Origin of the sequence: Alkalibacillus filiformis, from assembly GCF_030814115.1 — a bacterium.
Classification (GTDB): Bacteria; Bacillota; Bacilli; order Bacillales; family Alkalibacillaceae; genus Alkalibacillus; species Alkalibacillus filiformis.
The window spans coordinates 172,319-197,109 of the sequence record NZ_JAUSUP010000004.1 but is presented as its reverse complement, the minus strand read 5'-3'; the positions used below and the strand labels follow the sequence as shown (position 1 = coordinate 197,109).

Here is a 24,791-nt window from a genome sequence, read left to right as displayed (position 1 = left end):
GTCATCGTTGTTTTCTTCTTAGTCAATCACTAGAAGAAAACTGAATTGACGACAGGCTATTTTGTTTAGTTTTCAAGGTTCGAAGTTGGTCGCCTCAAAAGCGACATTTACTAATATATCAAGTTGTTTCCGTTGCGTCAACAACTTTCTATATCTTTTTTAAATCGTTGTTGTTTTGTGTCGCCGTTCAAAAAGCGACCCTTTAAATATAACAAGAAATGAGTTATAAGTCAACAACTTTTTCTCGTTTGAGAACAACTCCTTAACTTTCATTTAGCTGTGAGTTCGTCTCTCAATGCGACGTTTATAAATATAGCACGATACCTTTTTAACCGTCAACAACTTTTATACAGAAATTAATTGGCGGTATTTTCCTGTTGAAGGTATATGTAATAAGAAGCCCACTATCTCAAGTGAGCTTCAATGAATAACCCTATTTAACTTGGTAACAACGATGATAAACATTGTTCCCTTTTGTTTCAATTAGTTTCGTTTCAACAATGTCTCGTTCCACTAAGTACTCCAGTAATATTGATAAGTCTAATGTGTAATGTTTAATCTCTGGATGCACTTTCAAGTCTCCGAAAGTCCATGGTTCTTCTTGTTCTTTCATTATATCTAATAAGTGAGAAGCTCCTTGTTCAGCTCTTGAATGAATCGCAAAGTCACTTGCTAACATCATGAGTTGAATTCGCTTTTCAACTGGTTCTTCACTTTCGATTAACTCTTGATACAACTTGTAAACTTCAGGATCTATTCGTTTGACTTGATGCCAAACAATAATTTCAGGATGGAAACCTTTCTCTAACACAGCCAGCCTCGCTAAGTAATGTAGCGATCGAATCATTAAACTGTTAGCATCTAAATAATGCTTCGATTCAAAGAGTTCTTTGCACTCTCGATAAGAGCGGACTAGCTTAGCAAACTCAATAGCTTTTCTTAATTGCCTTGAACTTTCAGGGAAATCTCGTAGTCTCGCTTTTAGTTGAGCCAAATATTCATTTCGGTCAAAGATGATAGTCCCACGCGTTAACCAATCTACTACTTTCCGATAACCACTAGTATTGATCCATTCTTTAAGTAGGTTCTCTGTCACAATATGCATGGCTGCTTTCTTATTATTAAATTCATAATGTTTAACATACCAATCTTCCTCTGATTCATTAACTATAACGAGTAATATACAGTCAAAATGATCCGTTACAGATTTATGGCTTTCTACTTTTTCTAACATTAATATCCCTAGTGTATTCGAACTGCTCGCTCTCTCTTGGTATATTGGACGTAACACATCTTCCATCTTCATTTCCTCCTAAATTCGCTCTGAACATACATTTCGACAAATCTTTTGAATTTCCTCTTTCTTCACATACATGTCACAAAAAATGTGCTATACTTCTGTTGTCTATAGAGATAAACATGGCAATAATATATTTAAGAGTTATATAAGGGAGGTACCCAATTAATGGCCTTAAAATACAGTAACAAAATTAATAAAATCCGCTCAGTTGCATTAGGGTTAATATTCGCAGGTATGATCATTATGTATATTGGCTTGTTCTTCCGCGAAACTGAATGGTTAATGTTAATCTTTATGTTCCTCGGAATTGTCGCAATCGGTTTAAGTACTGTCATTTACTTTTGGATCGGAATGCTCTCAACTAAAGCTGTCCCTGTTGAGTGCCCGGAGTGCGGTAAACAAACCAAAATGCTCGGTCGTGTTGATGCTTGTATGTTTTGTAATCAACCGTTAACTCTAGATAGAGATCTAGAAGGTAAAGAGTTTGATGAAAATTACAATTCTAAAAAGTATACGAATGAACATAAAAAAGAAAGCTGACTTTCGTAGTCTAGCTTTCTTTTTTATATCGAAAATTAGTTGATTATAATACGTCATAAAAAGGAGCTGACCCTAAAAGATCAGCTCTAATTGTTAGTGACTTCTATTTTCTTGACAGTCAGTACATGTCCCGTACACTTCCATGCGGTGATGGCTCACATTAAAGCCAGTAACTTGCTCTGCTAATTGCTCTACTTCATCCAATGCTGGATAATGGAAGTCCACAATTTTCCCACACGAGTTACATATAACATGGTAGTGTTCACTAGTATTACAATCGAATCGGCTTGATGAATCGCCATAAGTTAATTCTCTAACTAAGCCTATATCTAAAAAGACGCGTAAATTGTTATAAACTGTTGCAACACTCATGTTCGGGAACTTACCTTCAAGTGCTTTATAAATCTCATCCGCAGTTGGATGATTCATTGAATGCATGAGATATTCAAGCACTGCATGACGTTGCGGTGTAATTCGAACACCTGACGACTTTAGAGTTGCTAACGCTTCTTGCATTCTTTCTTCAGACACCGTCATGCACCTCACTTTCCAACTCAATAATATTATTACTTAATAATTCTTATAAATAGTGTAAATCTTCTCAAGATGTTTTGTCAATTTATATGTGACTGGAAATCTTTTTAAACATCAGTATTCAAAGGAAGCTCTTCGCCACCTAAAGACTGGTTTACATAGCGAGCTGCAACAAATAAAAAGTCTGATAAACGATTTAAGTATGATACTACTAGTTCATTACCGACTTCATCCTCTATTGCTACTGCTACTCTTTCTGCTCTTCTAACGATTGTTCTAGCAGAATGAAGTGCAGCTGCGCTAGGGTGCCCTGAAGGTAAAATGAAATTATTGAGAGGTTGGAGGGATTGATCCCACTTGTCTATCTGCTGTTCTAATGATTCAATATGTTCTTTTTTTAATTTCCATGCTACTTCCTTGTCTTGAGGTGTCGCTAATTCAGCACCGACATGGAATAAGATTGTCTGCACTTGGTGCAATGCTTCAACCACTTGCTGTTTTCCTTCAAACTCTTCATTCGTTAAATGACTTCTTCCTAAACCGATCATAGAATTCGCTTCATCACAAGTTCCATACGCTTCTACTCTAAGGTCGTTCTTTTTCACTCTTTTACCATAGATTAAGGATGTTTCCCCTTTATCTCCTGAGCGTGTGTAAATACGCAACTTTAATACCCCCTCTTTGGGTCAATTATATTTTTAACTAACTTTCCTTCTTTTATATACACTTCTAGATTTTCTTCAAATATTTCAAAAGCCCTCGGTTGGTAATGTCTAGATATACCAGACAGGTGCGGTGTAATTGTGCAGCTGTCTAAATCCCATAATGGACTTTCTTCATCTAATGGTTCTTCTTCAAAAACATCTAACACGGCATGTTGAATTTCGTTCGCTACCAATGCCTCAGTAATTGCCGCTTCATCAACTGTCTTACCACGCCCCATATTTAAAAATATGGCATCTTCTTTCATTTGGTGAAATTGTTCTTTTGAGAAGAAGTGTTCAGTTTCATCAGTGGCAGGCAAAACACCGATCACGAAATCCGCTTCACCTAATAACTCGTTTAACTCTTCATTTTTATAACAACGGTCAAAGTGGTCTTTCAGCTTTCCGCTTTGTGATACACCTACCGTCTCAATTCTAAAAGCCTTGGCTAAGCGAGCAACTTCCTGACCAATTGCACCAGTACCCGCAACTAGCATCGTCTTTCCTGTGATTTCTTCCATTTTAACTTTACGGTCCCACTTGTGCTTCTTTTCATTTTCGATTAAAGTTTTTGTTTGTCTACTTACTTGTAAAATCATCGCAATAACGTATTCAGCCATTGGAATTGCATGAATCCCTCTCACATTAGTTACGTGAATACCTTTTTCTTTAATTTTATTAAACGGCATTTCATCTAAACCAGCTGAAATGACCATAATCCACTTTAAATTATGAGCTGCTTCAATATGATGGTCTTCTAAATCTTCACCGTAAGTGATTAAGACTTCTGCTTGACTTAAGTCCTTTTCTGCTTCACTAATCGATTCATGCCATACGAAGTTTACATCTTTAAAACGTTTTACAAGTTGGTCTTTAATAGAATCTTTTACTCGACAAGTTGTTATGATTTTCACTGTATCTCTCCTTATGTATAGAAGGAACAGCTTATACCAAAGCCGTTCCTCGATCTTTCGTTGCTTATAAATTTTCTTTAATATAATTTAACGCTTCTTCTACGTGGTCTTTAACCTTGACTTTGCGCCACTCTTTCACTACGTTTCCATCTGGATCAATAATAAATGTGGAGCGCTCAATACCATAATATTCTTTACCAAAGTTCTTCTTAAACTTCCATACATCATAATCTTCAGCGACTTTATGATCTTCATCTGCTAAAAGTAAAAATGGAAGGTCATGCTTTTCAATAAACTTCTCATGACGGTTAACTGGGTCTGGGCTCACACCTAAAATGACGGCATCTAAATCTTTAAAACTTTCGTGATGGTCTCTAAAATCACATGCCTGTGTTGTACAACCAGGTGTCATATCTTTCGGATAGAAATATAAAACGACGTACTTTCCTTTATAATCTGATAAAGATACATCTTCTCCATTACTTGCTCGTAATGTAAAACCAGGTGCTTGTTTTCCTACTTCTACTGTCATTTTTAATTCCTCCTATAACCACTTTTATAATAAGATTACCGAACATTATTGCATCTGACAAATCTTATTATTTAAATAGTTTATAGAAAAAGGCAGCAGGTAATAAAAATCCAATAAATGCTTCAACTAGTGCAACCGCTCGTCCAATACCAATAGGCGTAATATCACCGTAACCGATCGTCATTAACGTCACACCGCTGAAATAGATCGCGTGTAAAAATCGTTCAACTGAAGACCCTGTTTGAAGTAACTCACCTTGAAGTAAAATATATCCCATCTCAGCTAATATAAAGTAAATTAATGCAAAACTTAACATTAAAATAAAATAAATCGCAATAAAGGCACTAAACAGTTCTTTCGAAAAAGATCCCCTTACTTCATTATAATTACGTGAAAAAATATATAAACTCCCAGAAAGCACGACCATAACAAAAAACAGCGATAGAAAGTGGACTTCCATTTATCATCCCTACTTTACATTAGTTCATTACTATAACCTATGATGACAAAGACTGAAGCATGAAACTCTTCTATGATAGAATATAAAAATAGAACGCATACATATGGAGGAATGAAATAATGAATAGACAAACATCTGAAATCTTATATAAAGAAGCTGAAGACTTAATTGTAGGTGGCGTTAATTCACCATCAAGAGCTTTTAAAGGTGTCGGTGGTGGAACGCCTGTCTTTATGGAAAAAGGTGAAGGTGCTCACTTTTACGATGTTGATGGTAACCAATATATCGACTACTTAGGAGCTTACGGACCGATCATTACAGGTCATGCACACCCACATATTACTGATGCGATCAAAAGCGCAGCAGAAAACGGTGTTCTTTATGGTACACCGACGAAACTAGAGAATCAGTTTGCCAAAATGCTTACTGACGCAATTCCTTCTTTAGAGAAAGTTCGCTTTGTTAACTCTGGTACAGAAGCTGTTATGACGACAATCCGTATTGCAAGAGCTTATACGAACCGAACGAAAGTTATTAAGTTCGCTGGTTGTTATCATGGCCATTCAGATTTAGTGTTAGTTGCAGCAGGATCAGGTCCTTCTACATTAGGCAGTCCTGATTCAGCAGGTGTGCCAACTAGCATTGCACAAGAAGTCATTACTGTTCCATTTAATGACATTGAACCGCTTAAAGAAGCGTTAAATAAGTTCGGTGATGATATTGCAGCTGTTTTAGTTGAACCAATCGTCGGTAATTTCGGTCTAGTAGAACCTAAGGCAGGCTTTTTGGAAGAAGTTAAACAACTAACACATGAAAATGACAGTCTATTAATTTTTGATGAAGTGATTACGGCATTCCGCTTCCATTATGGCAGCGCACAAGAGATTACAAATGTACAAGCCGATATGACAGCAATGGGAAAAATTATCGGTGGCGGACTTCCAATCGGAGCGTATGGTGGTCGGGTTGACATTATGGAACAAGTTGCCCCACTCGGACCAGCTTATCAAGCCGGAACGATGTCAGGAAACCCAGCATCCATGGCAGCAGGAATTGCTTGTTTAGAAGTGTTACAACAAGAAGGCATCTATGAAGAAATGGACCGTCTAGGGGATAAACTTGAGCACGGCATTTTAGAACATGCTAAAAAATATGATTTACCTGTAAAAATCAACCGTCTTAAGGGGATGCTAACTGTTTTCTTTACAGATGAAGAGGTTACAAACTATGAACAAGCTGAAAATACAGACGGTGAAATGTTTAGCCGTTTCTTCAAACTCATGTTAGACCAAGGGATCAACTTAGCACCTTCTAAGTATGAAGCGTGGTTTTTAACAACAGCGCACACTGAAGAAGATATCGATCAGACGCTAAACGCTGTTGAGGCAGCATTCAGCCAACTATAAATTTATAAAAAACTATGAAAAAAGGTTGAATTCTCAAAATACTGTGCTAAAATATAGATAATTCAGAATTTTTGGATTACCCCTTATCGAAGGAACATGATGTTATGAAACTCCCTTCCTTTCTGGTTTTACCAGAACTAAGGCTTTCGCTTTTTTGCGAAAGTCTCTTTTTTGGTCATTTTTAGGTTAAAATAAACCTTTTGTTGGAATTGAATAGACAAACAATTGATCCATAAAAGTTTTATTGTTTCTAATATAGTGTATATAAGAATATAATGGAAAGAAATGATGTTCGTGAGAGGAAGGTATTTTGAATGAAAGTAGGTGCACGCGCATTTAAGACAGGCCTTGCTACTGTCGTGGCCTTATACGTTGCAAGTGGATTCGGTTTTGAAGCTGGGGTATTTGCTGCTGCTATTGCAGCTGTATCTTCTATTCAACCATCTATTTATCGGTCTGTTCAAACAATCGTAGAACAAGTGCAAGCTAATATAATTGGTGCTATTTTAGCAATCGTCTTAGTATTATCAGTCGGTAATGAACCCTTCATCATTGGTTTTGGAATTGTTACGGTTATAGCGATTTGTATGATTTTAAAAATGAAAGAAGATACAACGTTTATTGCTATTATTGCTGTCATTGCCATTATGGATACAACTGAAATCCCCTTTTTAGAATTTGCCGGAATTCGATTTAGTTCCATTTTTATTGGTATTGTTTCAGCTTTTGTCGTTAACCTAGCCTTTTTACCACCAAAATACGAAACGAAGTTGTTTGAAGATATTAATCGAACGACCTCAGATATTTTACAATGGATTCGTGTCACAACGAGACATTTATCAGATCAGCCAGCATTAAAAAAAGAAATCGATCGACTTAGCGCTGACTTATCTAAAGTTGACCAAACATACCACTTATTTTCAGAAGAACGTACTTACTCTCGTAAAAAAGGTTATGAAAGGGCTAGGAAGCTTGTATTGTTCCGTCAGCTTATTCATACATCAAATAAATCCTTCCTCGTATTAAATACGTTGCACCGAATGGATGATGATATTGAAAACATACCTCGAGAGATAAATAAGCAGATTATTGAAGAAGTTGATAAGACGTTACACACGCACGAGAAGTTAATTTTAATGTATTTAGGACGTATTCGTAAAAAAGAAGTCGATCCATTAGAAAAGATTCATGAACCTGATATTCCAAAACTAGTTGACCAGTTATTGCAAGTATATGAAGAGGATGATCAAGATCGACTTAAACTATTACCTTTAGCATCAACCTTAATGGATTACCATAACGAGTTAATTCATTTAAAGAAATTACTAAGAAGCTATCAAAATAGTCCTCATAATTAACAAAGAAGTTGGGACAAAAATGGATAGTAGTACACAAAACCCGAACAAAGTCAGAAGTTGACTTCGTTCGGGTTTATCTTTTATCACCGCTCCATCAAAATGCTTCGCTTTCACCCGCAGGGCACAAGTGCAACATCTGCTCAAACTCCCTAAGGTCGTTTGTCGCAGTGTTTTCTTTGCCGGGGCGGCTGGTGAGCCAAGCTACTACTTCGAGTAATCTTCTTGTGCTTTGCACCGAGGAAGCCTGCTTCGAAGATTAGCTAGAAGACGCAGGTGCATCCGTGGGGTCTCACCCTGGCCTTTGCCATGACGACCTGGACGGTCTAATGTCGGCGTTGGTCACAAATGCAGATTTCTTTAACTTCTGCGCTTTAATTTGCGCCGAGTAACCGCAGGCGCAGGACGTGACCGTTTTTAGCCGACCAGGAGTCTACGCATTTTGATTCCGCTATGTGACTGCTCAACTATGATGAACTGTTAAATGTTCGTGTTTTCACCACGCTCTATCCCTTTTGCCCCATCCTCTTTAAAACTACTCTTCACTCTTCTTCTGTTCATCTGCTTTTTTCTTTAATGTTTTCTTAATCGTTTGAATCGCTGTTAAATACTCAGGTTCGTTAAAATCCAAATCCTCATCTTGTTTATACCTAACTGTTTTATAAACTTCTAAAACAGAAGAATCAACTTCCTCATACAAACTTAATCGATTCATCCACTCATCGATTGTTTCATATTCTCTACGTCCGATATCATGCTTCGCAGCCCATTTTTCTAAGTCATAATAGGCTCTACGAACACGGTGGCTTGGCCTTTTTGCTTTGCTACGTCTTTTGAAAAACATTCGTCCTTCTGTTTTCTCTTTTTCTACTTCTTCATAACCTTCTCTCACTTGGTCCTTGTGTAACATCAACCTATTACGATACTTAATATATAAAATTACTAATATAGCTACAATCGCTATAATAATGATTAACCCTACATTTTCAAAGAGATTGGATATGTTCTGCACCCTCTCGTCAACAGTGCTCATTCCAAAACCAAGCTCATCATCATCTTCTTCATCCATCATAGGGGGATTTGGTTCGAAGTTCTCAGCCATATTAAAGATCGGGCTCATCAACCACGCAAAAACAAGTAAGCCCCAATGAAGTACATAAGCAAAGCCAAATTTAATATAAGGGAATAAAACATAAAGAAGATATGAAACTAACGTTATAACCCCTACACTAGACAAAATAACATATGCCTTTTTGGACAATGAATCATTACCAGCCTTCTCATCGCGTATAAAATAATAAGTTAACCGCCCTACTAACCAAGTAATAATTTGGACAGCAAATACGAAAATGAAATAACTCGCAAAATCACCTACAGTCGTATACAAAAATAAAAAGGCGATAATCGATGCAAAGAAAGTGACTAGTAATACGACTGCTTCTACATCTTCATCTGTTTTAATATAACGGTTTTCTATTCGACCAACTGTAAGTACAGCTATAATGGCTCCATAAATTAATCCAAAACCAAAGAATACAGCTGCTAAAAACACCACAGGAATCGCCGCATAGACTGCAACACGTCCGCCAAGTCGATAAAGTATAATTGATGTAATCGGTGCTATTACCAACGTCAAAATTATAAACTCTGTTAAAGGTGGCCATTGATTTGAGCCTACATAATCAAATGATATGAATATCAACAGTGGGAAAAGCTCTAAAGCATACTGATACCACCTTAAATAACGAAGGGATAAACTATCCACTTTGTCTCACCTTCCCTTCTGAAGGTCCCGCTGTTAGGCTGTCACCATTGAGGAAAGCAAGCTTTGCCCCTTTTCTCTCGATCAACTTTAAATATTGCATTTGTCGATCTGTAACAGATCCAACTTGAATGACATAAGCAGGAGTCGATTCATGCTTCCATACGAAATGTAATACTCTCTCATATGGCGTATTAAAAGTTAAGAACTTCATTCTAGCCAGCAATTCTAACGTCTTACGATAATGAAAGTGGCCTTCACCTTCTAACTGGTGAATGAAAGGTATTTGATCTAGGGCTGAAATGTTAACGAAAATACGATACGGAATCTGATTTTTCGTTGCATATTCTGTCATATAAGCAATTTGTTCTAGTAATGTTTCGACGTTTTCTGCTACTGACAGCCCTTGATCAGACCTTACATTTAACAAGAAACACCAAGATATTTGGCTTGCTTTCTCGAAAACTTTTGTTTGTAGAGCCCCTTCTTTGGCACTTGCTTTCCAATGAATTTTATTAAAAGCGTCCCCTTGTTCATAATCACGTGTTCCTACAGGCAGTGTGTGTTCATCAAATAATGAATGTGTTGCTCTATGGAAACCCATATTTTTAGGAGACATTAAGTCAATATTAGGTACCACTGATTTATTCGGGTAAACAATGACTTCTTTATTAAACCTTTTACGAGCTTTCATAAAAACTTTACTGAAACCAAAAATATTCGGGACGACTAGCTCAATATTTTGAACTTTAGCTACTCCCCTTTTTTTCGTCTCGTAAGGTATTCTAATTTTACGTTTTTCCCAAAACATTAAATTAAAGTTTTTATTAAATGTTGTCATGTAACGACGCGCTATAGATCTACCGCCTTTAAACTCGATGACATCATCCATTTCTATTACGACTTCAGCATTTAATAAAGGTAAGATCCCTTTCTGTTCAATCTCAACTTCAATATAACCTTCATCACCTTGGTAATGCCTGTTAGGTACTTCAGCAAAAGTAAATGTTAAATAATCATCGACATGGCGTTCATAAAAGACACCTAAGCCATATAAAATGATCAGGAAAATCGATATAAAAATTAACATATGCATACTATAAAAATCGATAAACAGCCCAGCAAATAGCAAAACAGTTCCGACTAAGACGAAGACTGGAAACGTTTTATTTTCTTGTACAAATTTTTGAAACTTCATTACTTTGCAACTCCATACTCTGCTGGCACTTCCACTTCCTCTAGCGCTTCAGTTAAAACATCTTCTTGTGACTTGATTGTAGATCCGTCTAAACTTAGCACTAAACGGTGTGGTAAAACATACGGCGCCATTTCTTTAACATCTTCAGGTGTTACATAATCACGACCATTAATTGCAGCACGCCCTTGTGCCGAACGCATGAAAGCTAACGTACCGCGTGGACTAACGCCCACATCAACATACTGGTGGTTACGAGTTGCTTGTACAATATCTAAAATGTATTCTTCCACCACTTCAGTCACTTTAACTTTCTTAACTTCATTTTGGAATCCAACTAGATCTTCTTTTGAAAAGATTGAAGTTAGTTGTTCAAGTGGCTCGTTTTCACGGTGGCTTTGCATCATCGTTTTTTCATCTGCATATGATGGGTAGCCTAAGTCTAGCTTCATAAAGAAACGGTCCATTTGGGCTTCTGGAAGATCAAATGTCCCTTGTTGTGATTCAACTGGGTTTTGTGTTGCGATCACAATAAATGGTTGCGGAATGTTGACCGTCTCACCATCAATCGTTACTTGTTTTTCCTCCATAACTTCAAGCAGCGATGACTGTGTACGTGGAGTTGCACGGTTAATTTCATCTGCTAATAAAACATTTGTTAATACAGGTCCTACTCTTAATTCAAACTGTTGGTCTTTCGGGTTAAAATATTGAATACCAGACACGTCAGATGGTAAAACGTCTGGTGTAAATTGAATACGCTGAAAATCACCTTCTACCGATTTAGCAACGGCTTTAGCCAACATTGTCTTCCCTGTTCCAGGAACGCTTTCTAATAACACATGGCCTTGGTTAATAAATGCATTCATCAAAAGTTCAATCGTTTCGCCTTTCCCCATGATGACTTTACCAATTTGTTCTTTCATTTTTACTACGTTTGATTGTATCGTCACTAAAGTCCCCTCCCAAAAATCTTTAAAAAATCACATTTTTCTGATTTATTATAGTACAAAAATAACACAAAATAACATTTATTACTAGTTAGTAAATACCATTTTTCACTTCTGTTAAAGTCAAATGATAAAGTCATAAAATTAAACCGCCGATTAGATTTAATCGACGGTTAGTTTTATCGTTTAGACAGTTTATTTTTAGTTTGCTTTTGATCTAATTCTTGTACTTGGAATAAATCATAGTATAAGCCTTTTTGGCGCATCAAATCATCGTGGGTTCCTTGTTCTTTAATTTCACCATTATTAATGAGAACAATCCGGTCAGCGTGCGTGATTGTTGATAAACGATGGGCAACGATAAACGTTGTACGGTTGTGAGCTAACTTATTCATCGCCTCTTGGATGAGTTGTTCACTCTCAAGGTCTAAAGCTGAAGTTGCTTCATCTAAAATTAATAAAGGCGGATTCTTTAAGAATACTCTAGCAATCGCAATTCTTTGTTTTTGCCCCCCTGAAAGCTTAACACCTCGCTCGCCGACTAATGTCTCATACCCATTCGGGAAGTCCATAATAAATTCATGAGCATTAGCTGCTTTAGCCGCCGCAACAACCTCTTCATTTGTCGCATCTGGTTTACCCATGCGAATGTTCATCGCGACAGAATCACTAAATAAAATATTATCTTGTAAAACCATACCAATCTGATCACGTAGTGTTCGTGCTTGAACGTCACGAACATCGATCCCATCAATTTTAACTGCACCACTTGTTACATCATAGAAGCGTGGAATTAGACTTACTAACGTCGACTTACCTCCACCGCTCATACCGACAAGTGCCACCGTCTCACCTTTTGGAATCGGTAAGTTAATATTTTTTAATACGTGCTGGTCTTCTACATCGTACTTAAAGGAGACATTTTCAAAGGAAACGTCACCATGTACACGGTCAAGCACTTTAGCATTAGGTTCATCAACAATATCATACTCTTCATCCATAAATTCAAACACACGGTCCATCGAAGCGTGCGCTTGTGTTAATTGCGTCATACTATTGACTAAACGTCGTAATGGATTATAAACTCTCTCCATATATTGCACAAAAGCCATCAATGCACCAATGGTAACAATCTCGCCAATCACAAAATAACCACCAACAGCTAATACTAAAAGCGGTGCAATATCTGTAATCGTATGTGTTACTGCGTAAGACTTAGCATTCCAGTTCGTAAAACGAAGCGCTCGGTCTAAATATTTACCGTTATGTTGATCGAACTCACCTTGCGCATGATCTTCTAAAGCGAATCCTCTTATTACTGGCATTCCTTGAACTCTCTCATGTAAATGCCCCTGAACTTCTGCTAATGCTTGTGACCTTTCTCTTGTTAAACTACGTAATCTTGAGTAAAAGTAACGAACCGAAAAACCGTATACAGGAAATAGAACAATTGCGATTAAAGTTAAAACTGGGTCGATCGTTAACATGATTGCTATAGCAATTAAAATAGTTGCCATATCAAGCCAAATATTCATTAAGCCTGTTACAACGAATGTTTTTGTCTGTTCAACATCATGTATTACTCGTGAAATAATCTCACCTGTTTTTGTTTTTGAATAATACTTTAAGCTTAACCGCTGAATATGATCGAATAATTTCTGTCTAATGTCATATAAAATTTTACTACTCACATATTGAGCTAAGTATTGTCTATAATACTCAATTGGTGGACGCAAAACTAAAAAGACGAAAAACGCTAGCGCCATGACCCAAAGGAGACTCTCTACTCTCTCATCGGTAGTTAAGCCTTCAGCTAGTAATATATCGTCAATGACATACATCGTAATCAACGGCAAAATAAGTGGAATACTGAATTTAAATAAACCAATAACAATTGTCAAAGCAATTCTCCACTTATATGGTTTAACGAACTGTAAATAGCGCTTTATACTGTACATACTTCACCAACTTCCTGTTGCAAAAAATCCCTTAACAAATAAAAAACTTGGCTTTCACCAAGTTATGGCGCAAAAGTGAAATAAACCTGTTGCTATCACAACAGGCATCATTTTGAATAAGCTAAGTAATATTCATACCACTTCTCTGGGAATTCGGAGGAAAATGGCCCTCTCCCTTGTTGGACCCACTGCTCTAAAGTTCTTAATTGTTTATACAAAATTTTTTGTAACACTTCTGGATAATTCATTTGTTTTCTGTGTATGTCGAATTCATCTTCATCTAAAATCTTGTAAGTACCGTCCGGAAAAACTTTAATATCTAAATCGTAATCAATATACTTTAAGGCTTCATCGTCGACTATGAAAGGCGAGCTTATATTACAGTAATAATAAACCCCATCATTACGCATCATCGTAATAATATTAAACCAGTAATTGCTCGTAAAATACGTTATCGCAGGCTCCCGTGTCCTCCACGTTCGACCGTCACTTTCATATACTTTCACACGATCATTTCCACCAATAAGTAAATTTGATTGACTCTTCAATACTGTCGTTTCTTCCCAAACACGGTGCAGCGATCCATTATGTTTATAACTTTGAACTTTTATTTTATCTCCGTCTTTAGGAATAATCATTTTTTACCCTTCTTTCTAACTACAATGTCTTATAGCCCTTCTTAAATTAATTGATAACGACATTGTACCATACAAGTTAATCTAATTCGATTATGATGATGCCTATGTATGTGAAAAGAAGCACTCCTACTAGTTTGGAGTGCTTCTTCCCTATTAACGTTAATAACAATGTTAAATTAGTTGTTATTAGCGTTGATTCTTCTGTTGTTGCTGATTCTGTTGTTGTTTTTGCTGTTGAGACTGTTGGTTTTGACGCTTTACTTCTTGAGGATTAGTCTCAGCTGCAAACTCCTGTTGGTGCTGACCTTGTTGGTTTTGACGCTTCACTTCTTCAGCGTTAGTACCAGCAGCAGTTTGGTTTTGTTGTTGCTGTTGCTGTTGCTGTTGTTGACGTTGGTTCTTTTTAGCCATCTGATATCACCTCCGCAACAGTTAATCTGTCCAAAAAGCGAAGATGTTATCCAAAATTAAATTTAATTCTTATTACCAAAAATATCTAATTTAGGTCTAGTTCACTCATTACTTTCTGTTGAACATTTGGAAATGGATATGCTTCAAGCTCATGAACCTCGACCCAATTTCCTTCAAGGTTTATTAAGTCATGAGATGTAAGTTCAGCGACAATTAAATCTAACTCCCAAATAACATGCGAAAACACATGCCTCACTTGATTATAATCTGAACGAACATTTAACTTAACACCATGCTCTAGTTCAAACCAATTAATAAAATCCTTTTGATCAAATTCTGATTGTGAAAACATAGGAAATTGCCACAGGCTAGCTAATAAACCATCTTCAGGTCTTTGTTCAATAAAATATTGATCGTTGTCATTTTTTAAAACTAATGTAAAAAAAGCTTCTCTTTTCTGCTTTTTCGCTTTCGTTTTAACTGGTAGTGTTGTTTGAGTTCCTTGCTCGTACGCTAAACAGTGTTCTTGTACAGGACATTGCTCACACTTCGGCTTTTTCGGTTGGCAAATTAATGCTCCTAACTCCATCAAACCTTGGTTAAAAGAGGAAGGATCTTCTTGAGACATAACATTTGCAACGACATCTTCAAACATCGTTTTCGTTTTCGGTTTAGCAATATCTTCTTCGATATGTAGTACTCTAGACATAACGCGCATGACATTACCATCGACAGCAGGTTCAGCCTGATCAAAAGCAATACTTAAAATGGCTCCTTGTGTATACGAACCAATTCCTTTAAGTTTCTTTAACTCTTTTTTATTACTCGGAACGACCCCGTCATATGATGTAACAACTTCCTTCACTGCCTCATGAAGGTTTCGAGCTCTCGAATAATAACCTAATCCTTCCCAAGATTTTAATACATCTTGTTGATCAGCTTTAGCTAAGTCATAAACAGTCGGATAACGTTCCATAAATTGTTCAAAATAAGGGATAACTGTATCGACTTGAGTTTGTTGAAGCATAATTTCAGAAACCCATATACGATATGGGTCTTGGTTTTCTCGCCATGGTAAATCGCGTTTAATATCGTTATACCAATTAATTAAATCTTTCTGGAATGCTTCACGATTAAACAAAACGGGTATAGATATAGAAGTAGACTTCATCATATAATCACCTATTCGATAAGGAGGTATGGACCATTGGATACTGCTACCCATATTACAATGGGAGTTGCAATCGGTGGGTTAGCCACTCTAGACCCAGCAGTTCAACAAAACACTGATCTTTTCCATGCCGTTCTAATCGGCGCAATTATCGGTTCACACGCTCCAGACTTTGATACATTTTTTAAATTTAAAGATAATGCCACATATATTAGACATCATCGCGGTTCGTCTCACTCACCATTAGCAGTATTGCTATGGAGCTTATTAGTAACATTTTCAATCTATGCTTTTTATATAGACATCCCTTGGATTCACCTGTGGTTTTGGGTGTTTTTATCAGTCGCATTACACGTCTTTGTCGATATCTTTAACGCTTATGGTACCCAAGCGTTGAAGCCATTTGTTAACAAATGGATCGCATTAGGGTGGATTAACACGTTTGACCCTTATATTTTCGGTCTATTTTTAATTGGGGCTTTTGCATGGACATTAGGCGCAGACCCAAGTATAACTTACTTGATCGTTTTCTTTGTTGTGTTCTTATACTATATTAAACGATTTTATGACAAAAAAGAAATAACCGATATTTTGCAAAAACATTTTCCTAACGCAACAAAAATTATTACACAACCAACAATTCTTCACAATACTTGGCGCGTCGTAATTGAAACCCCAGATTACTATTTCGTAGCGGATAGTGATCACGGTCATATCGACATTAAAGATACATTTAAGAAAAATAAATTACCTGATACTACAGAGATGAATGCTGCATTTCAAGATGAGAACGTCAAAGCTTTTATTGATTTCTCACCTATCTATCGCTATGAAATCGATCGTTTCGATGATTATGTAGAGATTCGCTTCATCGATTTACGATACCGCTCTAAAGGGCACTACCCATTTGTAGCGGTTGTGACTTTAGATAAATTTTATAACGTATTAACTTCCTATACAGGCTGGGTATATTCTGAAGAAAAACTTCAGAAAAAGCTAGAGCCCCTGTCTTAATATGATAAAAACCAGTTGAGAGGATAGCCATTCTCAACTGGTTTTAAATAAACTATTCAACTTGGTCAGTTAATAACGCTATTGGTAAAGCTTCTTCATCATTTACGACTTCACCTTGTTTCGACTTGCGTTTTCCCCAAGCAAAGACACCATTCATATAATCAATTTCAAACAATTCGCTTGGTGAACCGTCGATCTCATAAACTTGTCCACGTCTATACTCTCTTGGATTTTTCATATAGGATTTTGCCATGATGATTTTACGTTGATGCACAGCATATTCATTAACCATACCCATTTGTTCTGCTTTTTGAGCTTTCTCTGTTAATTCAGCAATTTCTTGTTGCAATTGTTCAACAGTATATTGACTATAACGACGTTGCATTTTGTAGTCTCCTTTCATATTCCATTTTACATCGTACCAAATTCAATTCATAATAAAAATAGTTAAACTAAAAGTTTGGAGGACACAACATGAAAACAGCACTAATTACTGGGTCCGGTTCAGGTTTAGGACAAGCATTAGCTATAGAATACGCTAATAAAGGCTATACAATTTATCTCGTCGGCCGCAATGAAGAGAAGTTGAACATTTCTAAAGATTTAATTGAACATTCTGGTGGTCAAGCTAAAGTATTTACTTGTGACATTACCGATTGGGACGCTGTCAGCAACTTATCAACACAAATTGACCAAGTTGATCTATTAATTAACAATGCTGGTATTGGCTACTTTAATACATTTGAGAACCTTGAAAAGCACGAAATCGATACGATGGTTAACGTTAACGTAAATGGTATGATTTATGTCACGAAACATTTCTTAAGCCATTTGCTTTCATCAAATGGTCGTATGTTAAATATTATTTCAACTGCTGGCTTAAATGGAAAAGTACAAGAATCAGCATACTGCGCTAGTAAATTTGCACAACGAGGCTTTACTGAAAGTCTACAAAAAGAACTAGCTGACGAAAACATTGAAATATCAGCAGTTTACATGGGTGGAATGAACACGCCATTTTGGGAAGGTAGTGATTTCGTTAAAGATCCATCATTCTTACCTTCACCACAAGATTACGCAAAACAAATTGTCACACAAGATGACGGACGTCATGAAATTCATGTTGATAAATAAACTTAAAGCATGGAAAAGGTTAAACTTCCTCTTCCATGCTTTTTTCATTGATAAATTGTTCAATTAATTCGGCTGGAAAACCTTTTTGAAATAAAGAGGCCTTTACTTTTTGCTGTAATTGAAATCCTTCATGCTTCCGTTCAAATTTACGCCACGCTTTCTCCCCTTGATATTTTAATGCCTCGAATTCTTCGTTTTCATCGACCGATAATTCAATCGACTGTAACGCGATTTCGATCGCATCATGGTTAAAGCCTTTTTGGATTAATGATTGTTTTAAACTATTCAAATGTTCTTTGAATGACTTTTTACGGCTGGAGTTGACTTTCTTTTCGATTAGCTTAACAAGCTTGTCTATTTCACTTTCCTTCGTATAATGGCTAAGTCCTTGTTCAATTTCATGTTCTGTTAACTTCTTTTGATAAAGCTCTTGTCTGATTTTATTTGGGCCATTAGTTGAAGTGTTCATTTTGGTTCTAACATAAGCTTCGGCGAATGCATAATCATCTAGCAGCTTTTCAGTTTGAAGTCGTTCAATGACATAGGTAATATCTTGTTCTGTTGCTTCTTTTTTTTGTAAATATTCAATAATTTCAGATTTCGCTCGCATTCGGTAGCTTAAATAGTTTAAAGTAAGGGTATAGTATCTATACATGGCATCTTGTTGTTCAATATTCTTAACTTCCTCATTAGACAACTCTAATCCTTTACGTAATTCAAATCGTACTAATAGATCTTCATGGATGCCAAAAGCAAATTCATCTTGACCATTTTTCTCATAAAATACGTTATATCGTTGTTGGTTCTTTTTTTGCTTTGAAATCTTACTAATTTTCTTCATAAAAATACACTCCTGTTAGTGTCATAATTTCATTATAGTACATATAAAAAAGGAGGTACATCTGTTTGAAAATAGTAATTGCAGGTGGAACAGGATTTGTCGGGCAACATTTAGTCGATTATTTTACATCAAAAGATGACCAAGTTATTATACTAACACGTAACCCTCGAAAAAAAAGCAATGAAGCGAATGTTACTTACATTGAGTGGCTTAATGGTGATTCTCAACCTGAACTGCAAGTAAATAGCGCAGATGTCTTCATTAACTTAGCTGGTGAGTCATTAAATGGTGGACGATGGAATGACGAACGAAAGAAAAGAATACTAGAAAGTCGTATTACAACTACACGAGAACTTATTCGAATAATGAATACGATGACCTATCCACCCCACACGTTCATCAACGCCTCAGCAATTGGCTTTTACGGTACTTCGGAAACGGATATTTTTACAGAACAAACCGTAAATCCAGGTAGTGATTTTTTAGCCGAGGTATGCAACATTTGGGAGCAAGAAGCAGATGAAGCGAATAAGTTAGACATTCGTACAGTTAAAACCCGTTTCGGATTAATTTTAGACAAACATAATGGTGCCTTGCCTAAAATGGCATTGCCTTATAAAATGTTCGCAGGTGGGCGTTTAGGTAGTGGTGAACAATGGATGTCATGGGTTCACATTTATGACGTTGTTAAAATGATCGATTGGATTATTAATAATAAACAAATTAGCGGATCTGTAAATATTACGGCACCTGAACCGAAACGAAATAAAGATTTTGGGAAAGAGTTAAGCAAAACTATTATAAGACCTCATTGGCTTCCAGCACCTTCATTTGCGATAAAAACAATTTTAGGTGAAATGAGCCTGTTATTGTTGCGTGGTCAATATGTTTACCCAAAAGCTTTAGAAGACTCAGGTTATACATTTCAATTTGCAACGCTTTACACCGCTTTACGCGACTTATATAGACGATAATATTTGTAAGAAAATTACGGATTTTAAATTGGCAATAAAAAACTTTAATAAACCTATTTTCAAATTGACTATGATGTTGTAGAATTCATTTAGTCAAATTCAAGGGAAGGCAAATGGTGCGCCACCGCTTCGTATAGAAGTGGTTCTAGTGGGTTCGATTCCCACCCCGGATTTTTGTTATGTGCATTGTATGCAATATTTTTTTCAAATGTGCAATTGATAAAAATTCGAGGGTGATCGCACCCGTCGCCTACGTCTTCAGTAAGCGTCACCCTCACGAAACATTTATGTTGAAGGAGGGTTTTTTTATGCTTAAAAGAAGAGAATTACAGGACGTCCCTGCGTTATTCCCACTATTAAATGATGAAGCAGTTAAGCCATTCGTACGTGAAAAGGCTGATACGATGGAAGCTTACTACTTCTTCACAAACATGATGAATCAACAAGAAGAAAATGGCGAACTCATTTCAAGAACAATCTTAGATGAGATGGAAAATCCAGTCGGTGCGATCACTCTATATGATATCGATGAGCAAAAAGGCTTCTTAGCAACTTGGTTAGGCAGACCATACTTTGGTCAAGGTTATAACCAATATGCTAAAGAACTATTCTTATGGGAATTATTTATGGAACAAGACATTGAAGTTGTCTTTTTAAAGGTTAATAAATTAAATAATCGCTCTTTACGAGCAGTCAATAAGTTATCCTACGCTGTTGAAGCTAATGAAACTTATCCAAATGTTTATCAACAAATTAATCAAGGTGACAAAGAGTATGACCTGTTTGCAATCTATAAAGATGCTTTCATCTTCTATATGCATGAAAATGATGATGAAGAGGTCGATGAACTTGAAGCTTGAAAGAACCGTCCAATAGATGGAATGCCATCTGTTGGACTTTTTTTATGGGCAAAAGCGTTGTAAGTGTACTATAGTATGTAGTACACTCAAAATATAAATTGTACTTATTTAACTTTTTTCTAAATTTTTGAAAGGTTTTAGTTAATTTTTGGCTATACTGGTAGTAAAGGAGTGAACGGAATGGATGCAACGTTGATACAACTACTTCTCCCTTTAGGTGTACTTCAATTAATACTGATTGTTATTGCGCTAATTGATTTACGTAAAATTGATGAAACAAATGGCCCGAAATGGATGTGGGTTCTGATTATTATATTTTTCAACTTTATAGGGCCAATCATCTATTTCATTATTGGAAGGAGGACTTAATAAATGACATTAATGTCTGTAGAACAACTGACCAAAACGTATCAGTCAACGACAGTTGTAAATGAACTGACGTTTTCATTAGAGCCAGGTAAATGTGTTGCTCTTTTAGGACCTAATGGAGCTGGAAAAACAACAACACTAAGAATGCTAGCTGGTTTTATTAAGCCAACGAAAGGTGAGATTGTCTTTAATGAGGAGCGTTTTAGTCGAGATGTTCGTCATTATGTGGGTTACTTACCACAGTATCCTGTTTTTCATAACTGGATGAGTGGGGAAGAATTTTTAACCTATGTCGGTCAACTCGCATACTTAACTAAACATGAAGCGAAAGCAAAAGCAACAGAATTACTAGAGTTAGTCAATTTAAGTGATGCTAAAAAGCAGAGAATCTCAAAGTACTCAGGTGGTATGAAACAAAGGCTTGGTATTGCTCAAGCGTTAATTCACGACCCAAAGCTCATTATCTTAGATGAGCCAGTATCTTCTTTAGATCCAATTGGGCGACGTGAAGTCTTAAACTTAATTCGCGAACTGAAGAAAGACGCCACCATCTTATTCTCCACACATATCCTTAACGATGCTGAAGAAGTAAGTGAAGAAATTTTGCTTATGCATAAAGGGGAAATGATTAAGCAAGGCGCTATTTCTGAAGTAAGTGAAACTCAAGGGACAACATCAATTCATCTATCATTCGAAGAAGAACCTAAGTTTATCGAAGAACGGTTAAAAGAAATAGATTCAGTGTTTAAAGTTAATAGAGAAGAAGAAGGCTTCATCGTAGCCGTTCATGACATTAATATAGCACGCAGTCAGCTGCTTGATTTAATTAAGCATGAAGAATGGGAGTTAACGAGATTTGAAATTGGCAAAACTTCACTAGAAGACGTTTTCATGAAGGCGGTGACAGAATAATGCAATGGAGTACAATTTTCAAAAAAGAACTTACCGAACATTGGCGAAGCTTTAAGTGGATTTGGGTTCCGATTGTATTTATTATGTTTGCAATTATGGATCCGCTGACAATGTACTACTTCCCAATCATAATGGATTCAGTAGGTAATGTACCTGAAGGAGCAACACTCGACTTCCCTACGCCATCAGTTGCTGAAGCGATGATTATGAGCTTTAGTCAATTAGGACTGTTAGGTGTTTTAATTGCTGTCGTCGTGTCGATGGGGTTAGTGTCAAAAGAAGTTAAAAGTGGTGTATACGAACTTGTCTTATCTAAGCCTGTTAGCTTCACGAATTACATTACAGCTAAATATGTTGCTGCACTAATGTTAATCGCCTTTTCACTTGCTGTTTCTTTACTTGTTGGTTGGTATTATGTCAATATCCTATTTGGGACGATTAGCTTAGTTCAAATAACTGTTAGTATTTTATTTTTCATCGTTTACTTTATGATGATCTTAGGAATTGTTATGTTATTTAATAGTTTCTTAAAGTCTCAAGGATTAGTCGCCTTTTTATCGATCATTACAGTTGTTATATTAAATGTAATATCAAGCATATACAGCCACGTGATCACATGGAGTCCTACGCTAATTAGTGACTATATCAACATGTACTTCTACTCTGGACAGCTAGAAACAGAAATTTGGTTTAGTACAGTTGCAGCCGTTGCGATTACCGTTATGTGCTTAGTGATTGCAACAATTACCTTGAAGAATAGAGCGATTGATTAATAATATTAAAGGGGTGCCATCATTGTGGCACCTCTTTTTACATGGAGTAGGCAAACACAGAAAAACTTAATTGAAAATTCACTTCGTCATCATTGTTTTGACTGTATTGTAGTTGTGTAACTTGTAACAGTCGATCACCATTCTCCAGTTCACTAATAAATCTCACTAACTGTTCTTCGGACTGTGTATATCCGTTTATTTGCATCGTTAACACATCTACCTCTTCAGTAAAACTCGACTGTTCAAACAGTTCATTAATTGGTATAGTCTGTTGATCGTCATAATTATAAGTTTGAATAACTGAATTAGTCGATGATGAAGCATTGTTAATCATCCGGATGACATTATCCTCTTCAAGATGCTCAGGTATTTTTGCACGCAATTCCTCCATCGCCATACCATCATGGTCTATCTGATCTACTGTTTCTAGTAATGCTGATTGCTTTCTTTCTTCAAAAGACAAGTCGTTTTCTAATTGGTTCTCACTTTGTTTTAAACTATGGATATTAAAAAGATAAAAAATACCGCCTATTAAAATAACCAAAACGATCCAAATAAAAATAATCCGTTTCAACATTTTACTCATTGTTCTCAACCTCCTCTTCCTGGAGGCTAATCGTATAACGAGTCGTATAATCATCATCTGACTCTATATAATTTATCGTATGAATTCTAACTTCATTGAAATGATCAATCATTTGTAAATCTTGATAGAACGTCACAGCATCTTCATTAGTCATAGTTTCAACAATAAGTTCTATTGAGTTCTCACTATAATTAAATGAAGTTAATTCAGCGTTAGATGGCACAATCATATCTAAATCATTAACAATCTCATTTGTACTCATCATGAGTTGATCGAGCTCACTTGTTATATTCGATAACTGTTGAGCTGTCTGATATTCTTCATCGCCATCAATTTCAGACTGGAGTTCAGCATTGGCTATTTCTTGCTGATGCAAATCACTTTCTAACCGGTCAATTTTTTCACTTATGCTATAACTCCAAAAAATAAAGCCACCTAATAAAGCTAAAGTTAATAGACATAACAATAGATAAATGACCAATGTTTTTTTACTTTTACGTTCTTTTTTCGGTAATAAATTAATATCAACTAACATTAGCGTCCACCCTTTAGCGCTAGTCCATAAACATTATGAAATTTAAATTCGACACCCATCTCTTTAGGCCCTTTTACATTATTGTCTGTAAGTTGAACAATTGGTGTCTCATAACCTTCGCTCATCGTTGATACGATTTCTTCTAAATATGGATGGTCTCCAACAACAGCAATAGTGGTGAACTTTTGTTCATAGTCGTTCATCATAAACTGATAAAACCGTTCAACCCGCTCAACTTCAATATTCATATCATCAAGCTCTTCCATAACCGTCTGTTTATTGAAATCTTCTTTAGATAAAGTAGGTCCTAATTGTTCTGTAACGAATTCGCTAGACTCAAGGTCAAATTCCTGCAAGAAGATCGGTGTATTCTGAACGAATGCGCTAAATGTTACCCGATCAACTTGGTATTGAATAAGTAACAAATGGTCATCTTGTTTAACTAACTCATTAGAATGTAACAATCGATAATAACATAACGGTGAAATATCAATCGCTTCAACCGTCACACTAGCAAGGTCTAACGCTTCATCATATTGGTTAGCAACCGCTTGATCAGTTGAGATCATACTGACTTCGTGATGTTCTTCTAACTCACGTATATATACCACTTCAACGACTGAAGAATCAAATGGCAAATGAATCGTGTCACCTATGTTAAAGTATATATGCTTTTTCACTTCATCTTTGTCGACATTTAATGGCACTGTTTCACGACGAATAAATACGAGCGAATCAGGCATAATGAAACGGACATTTTTCCGTTTTAACCGCCACTTTTTCACTACCGTTTTTAATATTTTTACAAACTGATCAAAATCTTCAATAACACCGTTTTTCACTATTCCTGTCGGCAAGAAATGCTCTCCCAAACGACTTATAGAGGAAGAACCTTTCTTACTCTCTGTAAAGCGAATGACGTAATCTTTTATTTCTAAGTTAACAACTTTTTTATTCGACATT

28 protein-coding genes are annotated in these 24,791 nt (G+C 36.2%); 10 read left to right on the top strand and 18 right to left on the bottom strand.

The annotated features are described in order from the left end of the window. Window positions 1-433: 433 nt before the first annotated feature. Window positions 434-1,300: a nucleotidyltransferase-like protein gene (locus J2R98_RS09120; RefSeq protein WP_307068230.1), complete on the bottom strand. Its 867-nt coding sequence runs from the start codon at window positions 1,298-1,300 to the stop codon at window positions 434-436. Between the two features lie 165 nt (window positions 1,301-1,465). Between J2R98_RS09120 and J2R98_RS09115 the strand changes: the two genes are divergently transcribed. Continuing rightward, window positions 1,466-1,840, top strand: coding sequence for a YgzB family protein (locus J2R98_RS09115; RefSeq protein WP_307068229.1), 375 nt, complete (start codon window positions 1,466-1,468; stop codon window positions 1,838-1,840). Between the two features lie 93 nt (window positions 1,841-1,933). Here J2R98_RS09115 and perR read toward each other — a convergent pair whose 3' ends face one another. The 5 genes from perR to J2R98_RS09090 form a co-directional block, all read right to left on the bottom strand. Next, a complete protein-coding gene (gene perR, locus J2R98_RS09110) occupies window positions 1,934-2,377 on the bottom strand; it encodes a peroxide-responsive transcriptional repressor PerR (protein ID WP_370871963.1) in 444 nt (147 codons plus the stop codon). 104 nt (window positions 2,378-2,481) lie between these two features. Then, entirely contained in the window at window positions 2,482-3,039 is a 558-nt protein-coding gene (locus J2R98_RS09105) for a cob(I)yrinic acid a,c-diamide adenosyltransferase (protein WP_307068225.1), read from the bottom strand. A 2-nt stretch (window positions 3,040-3,041) separates the two neighbouring features. Continuing rightward, the gene (locus J2R98_RS09100; RefSeq protein WP_307068223.1) at window positions 3,042-3,992 is read right to left on the bottom strand and encodes a D-2-hydroxyacid dehydrogenase; all 951 of its coding nucleotides are present in this window, start codon (window positions 3,990-3,992) and stop codon (window positions 3,042-3,044) included. Window positions 3,993-4,056: 64 nt separating this feature from the next. Beyond that, window positions 4,057-4,524 carry a thioredoxin-dependent thiol peroxidase gene (gene bcp / locus J2R98_RS09095; RefSeq protein WP_307068221.1) on the bottom strand — a complete coding sequence of 156 codons (468 nt, stop codon included), beginning with the start codon at window positions 4,522-4,524 and terminating at the stop codon, window positions 4,057-4,059. Between the two features lie 67 nt (window positions 4,525-4,591). Then, the gene (locus J2R98_RS09090) at window positions 4,592-4,984 is read right to left on the bottom strand and encodes a potassium channel family protein (RefSeq protein ID WP_307068220.1); all 393 of its coding nucleotides are present in this window, start codon (window positions 4,982-4,984) and stop codon (window positions 4,592-4,594) included. Window positions 4,985-5,103: 119 nt separating this feature from the next. Between J2R98_RS09090 and J2R98_RS09085 the strand changes: the two genes are divergently transcribed. Both J2R98_RS09085 and J2R98_RS09080 read left to right on the top strand, forming a co-directional pair. Continuing rightward, window positions 5,104-6,390, top strand: coding sequence for a glutamate-1-semialdehyde 2,1-aminomutase (locus J2R98_RS09085; RefSeq protein WP_307068218.1), 1,287 nt, complete (start codon window positions 5,104-5,106; stop codon window positions 6,388-6,390). Between the two features lie 314 nt (window positions 6,391-6,704). Further along, window positions 6,705-7,748: an FUSC family protein gene (locus tag J2R98_RS09080; RefSeq protein WP_307068216.1), complete on the top strand. Its 1,044-nt coding sequence runs from the start codon at window positions 6,705-6,707 to the stop codon at window positions 7,746-7,748. A 532-nt stretch (window positions 7,749-8,280) separates the two neighbouring features. Here the strand turns inward: J2R98_RS09080 and J2R98_RS09075 are convergent. The 7 genes from J2R98_RS09075 to mutY form a co-directional block, all read right to left on the bottom strand. Then, entirely contained in the window at window positions 8,281-9,510 is a 1,230-nt protein-coding gene (locus tag J2R98_RS09075; RefSeq protein ID WP_307068214.1) for a hypothetical protein, read from the bottom strand. Next, on the bottom strand, window positions 9,503-10,705 hold the full coding sequence (locus J2R98_RS09070; RefSeq protein WP_307068212.1) for a DUF58 domain-containing protein: 1,203 nt from the start codon (window positions 10,703-10,705) through the stop codon (window positions 9,503-9,505). Before J2R98_RS09070 ends, J2R98_RS09075 begins: the two co-directional genes overlap by 8 nt. Beyond that, window positions 10,705-11,655, bottom strand: a complete 951-nt coding sequence (locus J2R98_RS09065) for an AAA family ATPase (protein ID WP_307068211.1) — start codon at window positions 11,653-11,655, stop codon at window positions 10,705-10,707. The genes J2R98_RS09070 and J2R98_RS09065 overlap by 1 nt, the downstream gene beginning before the upstream one ends. 176 nt (window positions 11,656-11,831) lie before the next feature. Then, on the bottom strand, window positions 11,832-13,610 hold the full coding sequence (locus J2R98_RS09060) for an ABC transporter ATP-binding protein (protein WP_307068209.1): 1,779 nt from the start codon (window positions 13,608-13,610) through the stop codon (window positions 11,832-11,834). Window positions 13,611-13,717: 107 nt separating this feature from the next. Then, window positions 13,718-14,248: a nucleoside tri-diphosphate phosphatase gene (gene ntdP / locus J2R98_RS09055; RefSeq protein WP_307068207.1), complete on the bottom strand. Its 531-nt coding sequence runs from the start codon at window positions 14,246-14,248 to the stop codon at window positions 13,718-13,720. Window positions 14,249-14,434: 186 nt separating this feature from the next. Beyond that, window positions 14,435-14,659 carry a gamma-type small acid-soluble spore protein gene (locus J2R98_RS09050; protein WP_307068205.1) on the bottom strand — a complete coding sequence of 75 codons (225 nt, stop codon included), beginning with the start codon at window positions 14,657-14,659 and terminating at the stop codon, window positions 14,435-14,437. Window positions 14,660-14,744: 85 nt separating this feature from the next. Next, the gene (mutY, locus tag J2R98_RS09045; protein WP_307068203.1) at window positions 14,745-15,833 is read right to left on the bottom strand and encodes an A/G-specific adenine glycosylase; all 1,089 of its coding nucleotides are present in this window, start codon (window positions 15,831-15,833) and stop codon (window positions 14,745-14,747) included. Window positions 15,834-15,866: 33 nt separating this feature from the next. Here mutY and J2R98_RS09040 point away from each other — a divergent pair, with 33 nt between their 5' ends. After that, window positions 15,867-16,844 (top strand): metal-dependent hydrolase, encoded by a 978-nt coding sequence (locus J2R98_RS09040; protein ID WP_307068201.1) that lies wholly within the window; start codon window positions 15,867-15,869, stop codon window positions 16,842-16,844. 52 nt (window positions 16,845-16,896) lie between these two features. Here the strand turns inward: J2R98_RS09040 and J2R98_RS09035 are convergent, their stop codons facing one another. Then, window positions 16,897-17,229: a YfhH family protein gene (locus tag J2R98_RS09035; protein WP_307068199.1), complete on the bottom strand. Its 333-nt coding sequence runs from the start codon at window positions 17,227-17,229 to the stop codon at window positions 16,897-16,899. An 89-nt stretch (window positions 17,230-17,318) separates the two neighbouring features. On the opposite strand from J2R98_RS09035, the gene J2R98_RS09030 reads away from it, so the two are divergent. Beyond that, window positions 17,319-17,978: an SDR family NAD(P)-dependent oxidoreductase gene (locus tag J2R98_RS09030; RefSeq protein WP_307068197.1), complete on the top strand. Its 660-nt coding sequence runs from the start codon at window positions 17,319-17,321 to the stop codon at window positions 17,976-17,978. Window positions 17,979-17,997: 19 nt separating this feature from the next. On the opposite strand, the gene recX is transcribed toward J2R98_RS09030, so the two are convergent. Next, window positions 17,998-18,819, bottom strand: a complete 822-nt coding sequence (gene recX, locus J2R98_RS09025; protein ID WP_307068195.1) for a recombination regulator RecX — start codon at window positions 18,817-18,819, stop codon at window positions 17,998-18,000. 65 nt (window positions 18,820-18,884) lie between these two features. Between recX and J2R98_RS09020 the strand changes: the two genes are divergently transcribed. The 5 genes from J2R98_RS09020 (at window position 18,885) to J2R98_RS09000 (ending at window position 22,707) form a co-directional block, all read left to right on the top strand. After that, complete coding sequence (locus J2R98_RS09020) at window positions 18,885-19,793, top strand: TIGR01777 family oxidoreductase (RefSeq protein ID WP_307068193.1); 909 nt, start codon at window positions 18,885-18,887, stop codon at window positions 19,791-19,793. A gap of 308 nt (window positions 19,794-20,101) precedes the next feature. Next, window positions 20,102-20,653 (top strand): GNAT family N-acetyltransferase, encoded by a 552-nt coding sequence (locus J2R98_RS09015; protein WP_307068191.1) that lies wholly within the window; start codon window positions 20,102-20,104, stop codon window positions 20,651-20,653. Window positions 20,654-20,833: 180 nt separating this feature from the next. Beyond that, window positions 20,834-21,022 carry a PLD nuclease N-terminal domain-containing protein gene (locus tag J2R98_RS09010; protein WP_307068189.1) on the top strand — a complete coding sequence of 63 codons (189 nt, stop codon included), beginning with the start codon at window positions 20,834-20,836 and terminating at the stop codon, window positions 21,020-21,022. A 3-nt stretch (window positions 21,023-21,025) separates the two neighbouring features. Then, window positions 21,026-21,934, top strand: a complete 909-nt coding sequence (locus J2R98_RS09005; RefSeq protein WP_307068187.1) for an ABC transporter ATP-binding protein — start codon at window positions 21,026-21,028, stop codon at window positions 21,932-21,934. Beyond that, window positions 21,934-22,707: an ABC transporter permease gene (locus tag J2R98_RS09000; protein ID WP_307068186.1), complete on the top strand. Its 774-nt coding sequence runs from the start codon at window positions 21,934-21,936 to the stop codon at window positions 22,705-22,707. Before J2R98_RS09005 ends, J2R98_RS09000 begins: the two co-directional genes overlap by 1 nt. Before the next feature lie 37 nt (window positions 22,708-22,744). Here J2R98_RS09000 and J2R98_RS08995 read toward each other — a convergent pair whose 3' ends face one another. From J2R98_RS08995 to pilM, 3 genes are read right to left on the bottom strand one after another with little or no spacing between them, the layout of a single operon-like run. After that, window positions 22,745-23,293 carry a hypothetical protein gene (locus J2R98_RS08995; protein WP_307068184.1) on the bottom strand — a complete coding sequence of 183 codons (549 nt, stop codon included), beginning with the start codon at window positions 23,291-23,293 and terminating at the stop codon, window positions 22,745-22,747. Continuing rightward, on the bottom strand, window positions 23,286-23,828 hold the full coding sequence (locus tag J2R98_RS08990; protein WP_307068182.1) for a PilN domain-containing protein: 543 nt from the start codon (window positions 23,826-23,828) through the stop codon (window positions 23,286-23,288). Before J2R98_RS08990 ends, J2R98_RS08995 begins: the two co-directional genes overlap by 8 nt. Next, the gene (pilM, locus tag J2R98_RS08985) at window positions 23,828-24,790 is read right to left on the bottom strand and encodes a type IV pilus biogenesis protein PilM (protein ID WP_307068180.1); all 963 of its coding nucleotides are present in this window, start codon (window positions 24,788-24,790) and stop codon (window positions 23,828-23,830) included. The genes J2R98_RS08990 and pilM overlap by 1 nt, the downstream gene beginning before the upstream one ends. Between the last annotated feature and the right edge of the window lies 1 nt (window position 24,791).

Bases quoted from the DNA above. Each gene is read 5' to 3' on its own strand.
- J2R98_RS09115 (WP_307068229.1), top strand. From the start codon at position 1,466: ATGGCCTTAAAATACAGTAACAAAATTAATAAAATCCGCTCAGTTGCA.
- J2R98_RS08990 (WP_307068182.1), bottom strand. From the start codon at position 23,828: ATGTTAGTTGATATTAATTTATTACCGAAAAAAGAACGTAAAAGTAAA.
- J2R98_RS09010 (WP_307068189.1), top strand. From the start codon at position 20,834: ATGGATGCAACGTTGATACAACTACTTCTCCCTTTAGGTGTACTTCAA.
- J2R98_RS09035 (WP_307068199.1), bottom strand. From the start codon at position 17,229: ATGCAACGTCGTTATAGTCAATATACTGTTGAACAATTGCAACAAGAA.
- J2R98_RS09005 (WP_307068187.1), top strand. From the start codon at position 21,026: ATGACATTAATGTCTGTAGAACAACTGACCAAAACGTATCAGTCAACG.
- pilM (WP_307068180.1), bottom strand. From the start codon at position 24,790: ATGTCGAATAAAAAAGTTGTTAACTTAGAAATAAAAGATTACGTCATT.
- J2R98_RS09085 (WP_307068218.1), top strand. From the start codon at position 5,104: ATGAATAGACAAACATCTGAAATCTTATATAAAGAAGCTGAAGACTTA.
- J2R98_RS09080 (WP_307068216.1), top strand. From the start codon at position 6,705: ATGAAAGTAGGTGCACGCGCATTTAAGACAGGCCTTGCTACTGTCGTG.
- J2R98_RS09120 (WP_307068230.1), bottom strand. From the start codon at position 1,300: ATGGAAGATGTGTTACGTCCAATATACCAAGAGAGAGCGAGCAGTTCG.
- recX (WP_307068195.1), bottom strand. From the start codon at position 18,819: ATGAAGAAAATTAGTAAGATTTCAAAGCAAAAAAAGAACCAACAACGA.
- J2R98_RS09050 (WP_307068205.1), bottom strand. From the start codon at position 14,659: ATGGCTAAAAAGAACCAACGTCAACAACAGCAACAGCAACAGCAACAA.
- ntdP (WP_307068207.1), bottom strand. From the start codon at position 14,248: ATGATTATTCCTAAAGACGGAGATAAAATAAAAGTTCAAAGTTATAAA.
- J2R98_RS09090 (WP_307068220.1), bottom strand. From the start codon at position 4,984: ATGGAAGTCCACTTTCTATCGCTGTTTTTTGTTATGGTCGTGCTTTCT.
- mutY (WP_307068203.1), bottom strand. From the start codon at position 15,833: ATGATGAAGTCTACTTCTATATCTATACCCGTTTTGTTTAATCGTGAA.
- J2R98_RS09060 (WP_307068209.1), bottom strand. From the start codon at position 13,610: ATGTACAGTATAAAGCGCTATTTACAGTTCGTTAAACCATATAAGTGG.
- J2R98_RS09015 (WP_307068191.1), top strand. From the start codon at position 20,102: ATGCTTAAAAGAAGAGAATTACAGGACGTCCCTGCGTTATTCCCACTA.
- J2R98_RS08995 (WP_307068184.1), bottom strand. From the start codon at position 23,293: ATGAGTAAAATGTTGAAACGGATTATTTTTATTTGGATCGTTTTGGTT.
- J2R98_RS09030 (WP_307068197.1), top strand. From the start codon at position 17,319: ATGAAAACAGCACTAATTACTGGGTCCGGTTCAGGTTTAGGACAAGCA.
- perR (WP_370871963.1), bottom strand. From the start codon at position 2,377: ATGACGGTGTCTGAAGAAAGAATGCAAGAAGCGTTAGCAACTCTAAAG.
- J2R98_RS09070 (WP_307068212.1), bottom strand. From the start codon at position 10,705: ATGAAGTTTCAAAAATTTGTACAAGAAAATAAAACGTTTCCAGTCTTC.
- bcp (WP_307068221.1), bottom strand. From the start codon at position 4,524: ATGACAGTAGAAGTAGGAAAACAAGCACCTGGTTTTACATTACGAGCA.
- J2R98_RS09000 (WP_307068186.1), top strand. From the start codon at position 21,934: ATGCAATGGAGTACAATTTTCAAAAAAGAACTTACCGAACATTGGCGA.